Annotated in this window: 8 protein-coding genes; 3 read left to right on the forward strand and 5 right to left on the reverse strand. The window is 44.4% G+C overall.

Annotated elements, in window-relative coordinates:
- Nucleotides 1-35: 35 nt before the first annotated feature.
- The 5 genes from H6G03_RS35375 to H6G03_RS35395 form a co-directional block, all read right to left on the reverse strand.
- A complete protein-coding gene (locus tag H6G03_RS35375; protein WP_190475304.1) occupies nucleotides 36-1,010 on the reverse strand; it encodes a tetratricopeptide repeat protein in 975 nt (324 codons plus the stop codon).
- Between the two features lie 213 nt (nucleotides 1,011-1,223).
- Nucleotides 1,224-2,432, reverse strand: a complete 1,209-nt coding sequence (locus tag H6G03_RS35380) for an RNA-guided endonuclease InsQ/TnpB family protein (RefSeq protein WP_190475306.1) — start codon at nucleotides 2,430-2,432, stop codon at nucleotides 1,224-1,226.
- A 209-nt stretch (nucleotides 2,433-2,641) separates the two neighbouring features.
- Nucleotides 2,642-3,334 (reverse strand): sugar transferase, encoded by a 693-nt coding sequence (locus H6G03_RS35385; RefSeq protein ID WP_206756670.1) that lies wholly within the window; start codon nucleotides 3,332-3,334, stop codon nucleotides 2,642-2,644.
- A 698-nt stretch (nucleotides 3,335-4,032) separates the two neighbouring features.
- Nucleotides 4,033-6,249 carry a GumC family protein gene (locus H6G03_RS35390; RefSeq protein WP_190475308.1) on the reverse strand — a complete coding sequence of 739 codons (2,217 nt, stop codon included), beginning with the start codon at nucleotides 6,247-6,249 and terminating at the stop codon, nucleotides 4,033-4,035.
- A gap of 24 nt (nucleotides 6,250-6,273) precedes the next feature.
- The gene (locus H6G03_RS35395) at nucleotides 6,274-7,368 is read right to left on the reverse strand and encodes a glycosyltransferase (protein WP_190475310.1); all 1,095 of its coding nucleotides are present in this window, start codon (nucleotides 7,366-7,368) and stop codon (nucleotides 6,274-6,276) included.
- A 466-nt stretch (nucleotides 7,369-7,834) separates the two neighbouring features.
- On the opposite strand from H6G03_RS35395, the gene hepC reads away from it, so the two are divergent.
- From hepC to H6G03_RS35410, 3 genes are all read left to right on the forward strand, one after another.
- The gene (gene hepC, locus H6G03_RS35400; RefSeq protein WP_190475312.1) at nucleotides 7,835-8,710 is read left to right on the forward strand and encodes a heterocyst development glycosyltransferase HepC; all 876 of its coding nucleotides are present in this window, start codon (nucleotides 7,835-7,837) and stop codon (nucleotides 8,708-8,710) included.
- Nucleotides 8,711-8,739: 29 nt separating this feature from the next.
- Entirely contained in the window at nucleotides 8,740-10,590 is a 1,851-nt protein-coding gene (gene hepA, locus H6G03_RS35405) for a heterocyst formation ABC transporter subunit HepA (protein ID WP_190475315.1), read from the forward strand.
- A 129-nt stretch (nucleotides 10,591-10,719) separates the two neighbouring features.
- Nucleotides 10,720-11,697 carry a glycosyltransferase family 2 protein gene (locus H6G03_RS35410; protein WP_190475317.1) on the forward strand — a complete coding sequence of 326 codons (978 nt, stop codon included), beginning with the start codon at nucleotides 10,720-10,722 and terminating at the stop codon, nucleotides 11,695-11,697.
- The last annotated feature ends 110 nt before the right edge of the window (nucleotides 11,698-11,807 follow it).

The following is an 11,807-nucleotide window of genomic DNA, read 5'->3' on the forward strand; positions in this document are numbered from 1 at the left end:
ACTCCCCCGCTCCCCCACTCCCCCACTCCCTCTTTCTAGTCCTTAGTGCCTTGCAACTTAATGATATTATCTAACGCTCTTTGGTAATCATCAGTTATGCCTTGTGCCTGATAGAGTTGTGCGGCTTTCTGAAAATCTTGAATGGCGGCGGGGTAATCTCTATAGGCACAGCGACAATGGGCCAGATTGTAGTAGGCATCTGCATAGTAAGGATTAATTTCAATAGCTTTGTGATAATCTGCGATCGCAGCTTCGCAATCGGTCATTTCAGCCATAACAATACCTCGGTTGTTGTAAGCTGCGGCATAGTTGGGATCTAGCTCGATCGCTTGCGTAAAATCTTCGATCGCACCCATTTGCGCTCCGATTCGATAGCGAATAATACCCCGGTTGTAGTAGACTTGGGGGTCGTCGGGGTTGAGTTTTATGACTTCGTTGTAATCGACGATCGCTCCTTCAAAGTCTCCGAGTTTGGCGCGGACATTGCCCCGATTGTTATAGGCTGAGGCATAGTTGGGGTCGATCGCAATCGCTTTGTTATAGTCTGCGATCGCTTTTTCCATCCCCTTGCCAACATCGCCGGAGTTTTGGCCTAAGTAATAGAGGACAGAACCTCGGCTGTTGTAAGCTAGGGCACTCTTTGGGTCGAGTTCGATCGCCCGATTGTAATCTGCCAGCGCTGCTTCGTAGTTTCCCAACCTCATGTACGCAGCGCCTCGGTTATGATAAGCACCCGCGTTATTCGGGTCGAGTTCGATCGCCCGGTTGTAATCTATCAGTGCTGCATCATAGTTTCCCAGCCCCATGTAGGCAGTACCTCGGTTGTGGTAGGCAGCTGGATTATTCGGGTCGAGTTGTATCGCCCGATGGGAATCTGCCAGCGCGGTGCGATAGTCGTCCAGCTGAACGCGGACAATCCACTGGATGCGGTCAGCACTTACACTGCGGTCTTCCAGGCTCTTTGCTTGAATGTCAATTGTTCCGGGCCGATTTTGTGGTTGGTGATACATGACTTGAATAAAAATTGGTATTTGAGCAACTCTCAGTTCAAGAGAACTCAGGGGGCTGCTCTTTCCGGCTACCCGATCGAACTTTACAGCAGATTTTCTGTACCGATATACAAGTATCCTAATTGACGAGCTATTTTCGCCTTGGCGATTCTTTCAGTCAAGTCTTCCAACATGGTTAGTCACCCTGAGCAACTGACATTAGTATGCCGTGAACTACCCACACTGACCTTGCGGTAAAGTGTGGGCTTCCTGCCCAACAGAAAGCGTAGTAGTGGATTTCTTGCGTCCTCCCTTACTAAGGCTTACATCTGGGCGACAGGCTTTATCCCCCGTTCCAGAGGTCAAAATTCGTAGTCCCTCGTCTCTAAGGTTGATTGCTGCGTTGATATCCCTGTCATGTTTAGTTTCGCAATTCTCGCAAGTCCAAAACCTTATATTTAGCGGCAAACTACTGACTTGATTAAGGCAAACATGACAGGTTTTAGAACTAGCAAAGAATCTATCCACTTCTCGGTAAACTTTCCCTTCTCGTTCTGCCTTATATTTGAGCATTGTGCAAAACATCCCCCATCCAACTTGGTGAATAGCTTTGGAGAGTTTATGATTCTGCATCATGCCTTTAATGCTGAGGTTTTCCACACAAATAACTTGGTTTTCGTTAACTATCCTACGCGATAGCTTGTGTAGGAAATCTTCACGGCAGTTAGTTATCTTTCTGTGAACTCTAGAAACTTTCTTTCTGGCTTTAATCCGTTTGTTAGAACCTTTTTGTTTCCTAAATAATTGCTGCTGTTTAACTTTTAAATTCTTCTCATATTTGTTGAGTATTCTAGGATTATCAAATTTCGACCCATCACTGGTAACGGCAAAGTGGGTTAATCCCAGATCGATACCAATTGCTTTTCCTTCTCTGCTTGTAGAAGGCTTTTCTTTACCGTCATCAAACAGAATAGCTGCAAAATATTGGTTAGAGCAGTTTTTGGATACAGTTACAGTCTTAACTTTACCCTCAATTGATCTATGGATGACCGCTGTGACATCTCCTATTTTTGGAAGCCTTAAATAATTAACACCTACTTTGACATTTTGAGGATACTGGATAGACTGCTTACCATGCTTAGATTTAAACCTTGGATACTTTGCTCGTTTCTCAAAAAAGTTATTAAAAGCAACTCCCAGGTTCAAGCAAACCTGCTGCAAACATTGTGCGTAGGTCAAAGACAGCCACTCATACTCTTTCTTTAACTGAGGAATTATCTTTTTAACTTCGTATCCAGACAACCCAAAACCTGTTTCTTTATATGTTTGATTCGTCAAGTTCAGGCAATAATTCCACAACCAACGACAAGAGCCAAAAGCTTGGCCTAGTGACTGCTGTTGCTGGACATCTGGGTATAACCTGACTTTGACAACCCAAAGCATATTAGAGTGAACAACGTTTGCTACAAAATAGCGTAGCACAAGATCTGTTCGTTTCCGACCTGTTCAGCGGGGGAGTGGGGGAGTGGGGGAGCGGGGGAGCGGGGGAGCGGGAGAAGTATTGAATAAATTTGCTTCTATGTTCCGATTTTCCTGTTTTCCCTCCTCCCTCCTCCCCTAACCCCTAACCCCTAACCCCTAACCCCTAGACCCTAGCAAGCACCAGCGCGAGCCACAATTACGTAAATTGTTTTGAAGATAATGGCTAGGTCGTACCAAGGACTCCACAAACTCTGGTAGCGCAGGTCTAGTTCGACTATGGCTTCAAAATCTTTGACGGTCGATCGTCCGCTGACCTGCCATTCCCCCGTCAGTCCCGGCTTCACATCCAACCGTCGCCAGTGATGTTCGCTGTATTGGATAACTTCATCAAACGTGGGTGGGCGAGTTCCTACCAAGCTCATTTCCCCAATCAGCACATTCCAAAACTGGGGTAGTTCGTCCAAGCTAGTTCGCCGCAAAAAACGACCTATACGAGTCACGCGGGGGTCGTTTTCATTTTTGAAGATCGCTCCCTTGGCTTCGTTTGGCACCGAAGACTTTAATGTTTCGGCATTTTGCACCATCGATCGAAACTTGCGGATCGCGATCGCTTGTCCGTGCAGTCCGCAGCGTTGCTGGCTGTAGAAAATTGGCCCCGGACTGTCTAACTGGATTGCGATCGCTATAGGCACAAACAGAATCGCCAGAATCGCTAATCCTACCAAACTGCCTACAATATCCAGCAACCGCTTGAAAATCGAGCGAGTCGAAGGGTGAAGCGTCGGTAAACCTAATGAAACAATTTCGATAACCGATTCGGTAGATTCGGTAACAGGTGGAGAAGTCACTGCGTTCATACTCATTTTCAACCTTTTCCTACTAGGACATTTGACGCTGTTAATTAACCTTTGTTTGCAGCTAATAACTAGGTATTGCCAAATTAATTACTGCGTCCAAACATTTCTAAATTGAGGGATGACTTACGCTTCATCCTTTTCAATATAGACCGTTTTCGAGTTATTCTGTTCCAGCAAATTAATATTTATTATTCTTATTTTTTATACCCTGATTAATTGCATCTATATCACTATTTGGTTTTTTTATACCCTAAAATTTTTATTTAAAAATTTTTTTTGTATTATAAATTACAATTGGTGCGGGAATTAACACAACTATGTATTCTCTTAAATATTTAAAGTTATTTTGGATGCCTCTAACTACGGAACATCCTACATATATATGAGGAATAAAATCATCTGCCTCCAGTCTGATATAAACCTTAACCATGTTTTTTAATAAGCAAGCTCATCTCATAAATAGCGAATAATATTATCCCCTGACTCACTTAATTACGGGAATTTTGAAATTATTCTACTTATGTTTATGGCGAACATTTTTGTACCTAATAATTAAAACTTTGGATGACCGACAATATTTGATAAATTATGCAGAGGATACGAATGTAGAGTCAATTCATGAATTAACCCTACATTCCGATCCTGATTTGATGAGGCCGTGTACTTTTTCAGCATAATTGACTCGCCAGAAGCAACTTCTTCGCCTAGCCCCGACGCCCTAATCCTTCTTGATGCAAATTTGTAAGGTAGCCTTTGTTCGAGTTGCTAGCTCCATTAGCGACAACCCCAATTACATTTAACTTGCTCAACATAGATGTAGCCTGCACGAGTTCGGTGCGAGTGACTCGACCAATGCGTCCGACCATGACAACGCCACTGCAAAAAGATGCAGCTAAAATAGTATCTACTATGCCCAAAACTGGGGGAGCATCCAGCAATACCAAGTCGTAATTTTGCTCAAAAGTTACCATCAATTGCTTCATCTTTTGAGAGCTTAACATCTGAGCCGGGTCTAGGCGCATAGGGCCGGAAGTTAAAATCGAGATATTGCCATATTGCGCCGATACTTCTATTTCTTGATTAGTGATAGGAGTATCGCTTGCCAGCAGAGAAGAAAGTCCGCGATCGTTCGGCAAATTTAGCTCCTTGTGCAGACTCGGACGGCGCAAATCTGCATCGATCAGCAATACCCGCTGATGCAAACGAGCAGCACTAATTGCCAAACCCAAAGCTAAAGTAGACTTACCTTCTCCTGCTAGCGCCGATGTTACCACCAGCGACTTCAACCAACCAGAATTCATTAATTGAATATTTTGATAAATCAGATCCAGCGATTCCCGGAAAGGCGGCCAATTGATCACCTGAATCATCGAAGATGCCAAAACTTGCGGCTTGCTGAAAGGCAGGCTGACGATCGCATCACTGCTACCCTTAGCTTGAGCCAGTTCTGGCGTGATTCCCAGCAATGGCAGGTCAACTTGTTTCTTCAAATCATCGCAAGTATGAACCGCATCATCGACCACTTCGCGGATAAACGCAGCCACACCACCCAACATCAAACCAATTACTGCACCCAACAATATATTTCGTTTCAGACTCGGCTCTATTTGCAAACCTAATTCCGGTTCTTCTACAACTTGCCAATCAAAACCCCCCCGCGCAATTTCCAAGCTTATTTCTTGCCTTGCTTTCTGAAGCTGTACCAGGGTCTCGCGCTTGAGTTTTACATCTGGTTCTAAGCGATTGTAATCAGCCAATATAGCTGGTAATCGGTTGATTTGGGCACGCATTTGCTGCTCTTTCTGCATTAAGGTTTGCTCGCGAGCTTGTAAACCGAGTACGTTTGTTTGTTCTTCCAAAAGCTTGTTAGCAAGGCTCACATCTAGCTTGCCGAGCTGTCCTTGTTTGAGTGGGTTTTCTACTGTCACGTTCGATCGATCGCCATTTGCGCCCGGAATTCGTTTTTTCTCTTCCTCCAATAAAGCCAGCAGCTCCTGACGCTGCTGTACTAAATCTTGAATATAAGGGTTGGCATCGGTGAAACGCTGGCGTTGCTGTGCTAACTCCAAATCTAACTTTTGAATTTCGTTGAGCAATGTTTGGTAACGAGTGGACTCGCTCAGACGCGAGGAAACAACTGCTTGCTGTGGAGTACTGTTAGATTGCTGCTGCAAAGCTGTGTAGCGAGCTTGTGCATCGCGGTACTGAGCCCGAACTGTGCGTAGTTCCTGCTCAATGTCTTTGAGAGATTCAATTAGCGCTTTGGCCTGTAATTCGGGTTCGATTATATTTTGATTTTTGCGAAATTGTGCCAAAGCTGCTTCAGATTGAACAGCATTCTGACGAACGGTCGGTAATTGCTGGTCAATGAAAGCAAGACCTTTGGCTAAACGCATTTCCTGTTGTTCGCGGTTGTAGTCCTGATAAACTTTTTGGATTGTCTTGAGTACTTTTTGAGTTTTTTTGGCATCTTTATCGGTGTATGTCACCTCAAATATCTTGGTATTGACTTTTTCTTCCTGGATCTGCGCTACCACCAAATATTTTTTAAGCTTTTTTATAGTAATATCTGGGTATTCCGGACGAAGTAAATCTACGGCTTTTCCCAGTAATTGAGAGCTTCGCATCAAGTTTAACTGCGTGGCGTAGTCTATTTCCACATTTGGGTCGGCATATTCATTTTCAGTTTTTTCTCGCTCGCCATTTTGTTCTTTACCTTGGTAATTTGCTTCTACCAACAGTTGCATCGAGCTTTCGTATGTCGGCTTTGTGATTAAGGTTATGATGGCGGCAGCTGATAAAACAGTGGCAAATACACCTATTAACCAAAAGCGTCGGCGGATTAAAATAGCAAAGATTTGCCCGTAACCAGGATCTGTTTCGGCAGCTGCGTTTAGATGATTTTCAGTAACTTGTACCATGTTTAACCTCAAGTCGCAACAAACCTATGATTGACGCAATCCGCAAACTTTATTCATGACGCGATCGACTTTATTAAAAAATGCTTCTTCAGAAAAATGATCCACAGCATGACTGCGGATTTTGCTGTAGTCCCATGCAATTTCCCTGGCATTATATAGTGCATCTAGCAGTGCATCCGGTGTTTGGCGTTTGAAGAAAACTCCTGTTTGTCCCGGTATTTGAGTATCCAATACGCCACCCGCACCGTAGGCAATTACTGGTGTTCCGCTAGCATTTGCTTCCACTGGCACCAATCCGTAGTCTTCCAGAGCTGCTACGATTACAGAGCGAGCTTTTGCCATTAAATTACTGCGTTCTGCATCGCTAACATATCCCAAAAACTCAACATTTTTCAATGCTTTAGATTCTAGGCGTTCTCTTTCCGGGCCCTCACCTAATATGCGTAACGGCCATTTCAGCCAATTAAAAGCTTCGACAATCGTATCGATTCGCTTGTAGCTGAGCAAGCGAGCTGAGGAAAGATAAAAGTTATCTTTTTGTTCGGAAAAAGTGAACTTATTAGTGTCTATAGGATAATTTATAAAAATGGCTCGCTTACGGTAATATTTTTGGATGCGCCGAGCTACAACGCTAGAATTGGCGATGTAAAGGTCTGGTTCCTGTGCGTATTCCAGATCTACCTTGCGGAGCATTTGGAAAATCGGTTCGATTACAGGAGCGAAACGTTGATAATCTGCATATTCTCGCAGATATGTTTCCGTATCCCACAAAAAGCGGGTGATGTTGTGGCAAAAGCAAACGTGCAGTGCTTTGGGAGATTTTTTAACTGCTTTGGCAAAGCTGCTGCTACTGCTGATAATCAGATCGTAGTCTTGCAAATCCAGGGCGCGAAATGCAGGAAAATATAAAGGAGCCAGCAGTCGGAAGTATTTTGCTGCTTTTGGGATTTTCTGAAGTGCGGTTGTGTGGACTGCGCGATCGCCCAAGTCAATAGTTCGTTGGGGATCGTACAAAGAGGTGAAAATGTCAGCATCGGGGTAGCGCTTGCAAAGCAGTTCAAATACTCGCTCTGCTCCGCCTCGCTGCGTTAAGTAATCGTGGACTAAAGCTATTTTCATATGTTTGTTTAAATGGGGTATAGTCCGCTTTTTTCGGCAACAACATCAATTTAGATGCCCTTGATTTGACTTTTTATCAGTCATTAGTTTGAGTTACTGCCACACACGGTATGAAAAAAAAACCCAATCGATCGACACCCTTTGAGGCTAAAGTAGAGGAATTTTTTTTCTAACTTTAGTTATGTTTTGTTAGAACAAGAAAATCCTCTAGATTTAAAGCCGGATCTTGTTTGGCAATTAATTTATTCCGAACGCCAAGTCAGCTTCAAATCAGCCCTATCCAAAATAATCCTAAGTAAATACCCTTAGATATCCTTCAGTCCTAAGATAGAAGTTTTAATAAAAATTAACAACTAGACTTTACAGTGAAATACCTATGCTGTATAGGCTACAGCCAACTTTTTCAGTTTGGCAACCTAAAGATCTGTCTTTTGGCATACGAGTTTCTACTTAAGAGAAATTACTGATGAAAAGCTCCTCAAGCCCAACTCTACAGATTTCCTACCCTGGAGATCGCCGCTGGCGCGATCGCCAACCCAGTAGGTACGCGCTCAAGTGGCGACAGAACCAGCTGTTAGTCAGCCTTGCCAAAGACGACAAACAGCGGTATTTGCCCGATCTCGACGATGAGCGATCGCTTGCAGAATGCTTGCAACACTCGCCCGTGCGACTTGTCCGCATAGACCCGCGTTTGGGTGAAACAAAATTAAGACTTTGGGCAGATGCGTGCTGGCAAGCTCACAAACCAGTATTTCTGCGCTTACCTACTACCTCCGAACTGCCGGGAAAACGAAACCCGCTCAGTTGGTCGCTCAAGCGGCTATTTGACTGGTGCATGGCGGCAATACTGCTGTTAGTCTTCAGTCCAGTCATGCTGGGGCTGGTTTTGCTAATGCGGAGAGATTCTGCTGGGCCGATTTTATCCTGGCAGTGGCGTGTGGGAGAGCGGGGTAAGTTGTTCCGCATCCTCAAGTTTCGCACGACAGCCGAGAAGGAAGATGGAGTAGTTGCGATCGCACCCCTAGCGCGTTGGATGCTCAAGTACAACCTAGACAAACTACCCCAGTTGTTCAACGTGCTGCGAGGCGAGATGAGTTTGGTAGGGCCACGTCCCTATAATTTACACGATGCAGCGCGGATCGGCCCTGAAGGTTTGCGACGGCTGAATGCGCTACCGGGAATCGCAGGAGATTGGTTAGTGCAAGCGAGAGCGAACTGGCGAGATTTGGAAGCGCTAAATTACCGCGATTTGGAATACTTACGCAGTTGGTCTCTCTGGCAAGATTTGAAAATCTTACCTCTGACGATGATCAAAGTTTTCTCCAGCTTTAGCGCTTACTAATCCACACAACAACTCTTTTGCAAACCCTTATGCGTTTCCAATCGCCCGTACCAATTCGCAATCTGCTCAAAGCGACAAAGTTCTGGCAAGACAACTATATTATTCTGCGAGAATTCAAATATTTTCGTCGGGTTGCAGTTTTGGCTCTGCTGTTCACGTCGATCGCAGCAGTATTTGAGGCATTTGGCGTTGGTTTTCTCTTAGCATTTTTGCAAAGTTTGACCGATCCGAACGCAGCACCAATTCAAACAGGCATTGAGTGGTTCGATGTTTGGATATTGGGGGTAAATGCTTCTGTTGCCGATCGGCTTTATCGCATATCTGCCTTGATTTTATTTATGACCCTGTTACGTACAGGGTTTACTTATTTGGGGCAGGTTTACAGCGAAATTTGCAATCAAAGTCTGGCAGACAGCCTACGCAGACGGCTGTTTGAACAGTTGCAAGGATTGAGCCTGAGTTACTTTGCCAAAACCCGTTCGGGAGAATTAGTTAATAGCATCACCTCCGAAAATTACCAGCTTACCCAAGCTTTCGGTGTATTTTCTTATTTAGTCACCAGAACTTCGACCCTCTTGGCTTATGTGGTATCGATGTTTTTGCTGTCTTGGCAGCTGACGATCGTCTCCATTATGTTGTTCGGTCTGCTGTCGGCTGGCATAACAACGCTGCTGGGAAGAGTACGAGAAGCCAGTTTTGAAAGATCGACCGCCAGCGGCTGGTTTACCTCGGTGGCGTTGGAATTTATCAACGGTATTCGCACAGTTCAGGCATTTGCAACTCAGGATTTTGAAAGAAAACGGTTTTACAATGCCAGTTCGGACTTGAAGAAAGCAACGGTCAAAGCTACTTCATTCCATGCTTCGGTGGAACCTCTCGCAGAAGGAGGTGCTACGGCAATTTTAGTTGGGATGTTGATTCTGGCTTTTGCTACTTTGATTCCCAATGGAGAGTTACAGCCAGCGGCATTACTGACATTTTTATTTGTGTTGTTCCGCCTCATGCCAATTATCCGTCAGGTGAATGGATGCAGAGCGCAACTGAGCAATTTTCAGGGGCCGATGGAAAATATTAAAACTCTACTCCGCACTGATGACAAACCTTATTTAGAAGGTGGCACAATCCAATTTGCTGGATTGAAGCGATCGATTGATTTTGTGGCTGTAGATTTTGGGTACGACAGCATTAATTTAGTGTTGCGCGACATCACGCTGACTATCAAAAAAGGACAGACGACGGCGCTGGTGGGTGCTTCTGGTGCTGGCAAAACCACGTTGACCGATTTAATTCCGCGATTCTACGATCCCACACAAGGTCAAATTCTGCTCGATGGCATTGACTTGCGAGAATTTGACATCAAATCCCTGCGGCAAAAGATGGCTGTTGTCAGTCAAGATACATTTATTTTCAACACTTCTGTCCGCAACAATATTGCTTACGGTACTGAAGATGCCGATGAAGCTGCGATTTGGGAAGTAGCGAGATTGGCGAATGCGATCGATTTTATTCTCGAACTACCGGAAGGTTTCGATACGCAGTTGGGAGATAGGGGAGTTCGCTTATCTGGAGGTCAGCGTCAGCGGATTGCGATCGCTCGTGCTTTGCTTCGCGACCCGGAAATTTTGATTCTGGATGAAGCAACGAGTGCTTTAGATTCTGTGTCTGAGCGATTAATTCAGGAGTCGTTGGAAAAGCTGTCTGTAGGTCGAACAGTGATTGCGATCGCGCACCGACTTTCGACAATTGTTCGCGCCGATAAAGTAGTCGTACTCGAACAAGGACGCATTGTAGAACAGGGTACTTATCAAGAATTGCTGCAACAGCGAGGCAAACTTTGGAAATATCACCAAATGCAGCATGAATTAGGTCAAGCAAGCTAGTGTCGCTACGCGAAAGTCAAAAGTCAAAAGTCAAAAATATTTTCCGCGTCGCGCATTTAAATTTTTTCAATTTGGTGGGTTACTTCTGCCGTGCTGCACTGTATTCGCAAGGGAGATAAATGTAGAAAAATGAGCGATTTGAATCATCCCAAAGTTTCCGTTGTGATTCCTGCATACAATGCAATGCGCTATCTTCCAGCCACCTTGGATAGCGTTTTTAATCAAACTTACACCGATTTGGAAATTTTGATTATCGATGATGGCAGTAAGGATGAAACTGTAGAGTGGGTTGCTCAGATAACAGACCCCCGCGTGCAACTAATTTCACAACAAAACAAAGGTGTATCTGAAGCGCGTAACGCGGGTATTGCTAATGCTAGAGGTGAATACATAGCATTGTTAGATGCTGACGACCTGTGGGAACCAACTAAATTAGAAAAACAAGTACGCTGTTTGGAAGATAATCCCGCCGTAGGTCTGGTCTACACATGGGTAAAGTATGCTGATGAGGAAGGCAATCCCACAGAAAAAGTACAAACTGCCTATGTAGATGGCGATGTATTGAAGCATATTCTGCAAAGCAACATCCTTTGTTGTGCAAGTACACCAATGATTCGCCGCAGCTGCTTTGATGCTGTGGGGGTATTCGATTCAAAGTTAAGCGGTGTAGCCGATTGGGATATGTGGATTCGGATCGCTTCTCGCTACTTATTTGGATTAATAAAAGAGCCGCTGGTTCTTTACCGACAACATCCCAATAATATGTCCAATAATTGCCAAGCGATGTTGCTAGATTTTCATCAACTTATTGAGCGATCGTTTGCATCTGTTCCCCCAAATCTACAATACCTAAAAAACAGAGCCTACGGTCATGCCTATCTCTACATAGCTTGGAAATACTTGTTTCATAAAGATCTCAAAAATGCCATTGATTTAAATCGGCAAGCTATAGCCCACTACCCGCAACTATTTTTCTCCAAAAGCTATATTCGCCAGAGTTTGATATTGGCAGCGATGCGGAGGTTTGGCCCACAGGGTTACACGAAAATGCGCGATTCGTTAAAGCAACTAATATCAAGCAAACAGCCTTCGCTGGGAAATAACTAATTTAATAGCAACCGATGAAAGTCAAAAATCAGAGGGAAGAGGGTAAAGGGTAAATATTAATTCTCCCACTCCCTCTTCCCTAACCCCTAACCCCGACGCCCTAACCCCTA

It is taken from the genome of Aerosakkonema funiforme FACHB-1375 (assembly GCF_014696265.1).
GTDB classification, from domain to species: Bacteria; Cyanobacteriota; Cyanobacteriia; order Cyanobacteriales; family Aerosakkonemataceae; genus Aerosakkonema; species Aerosakkonema funiforme_A.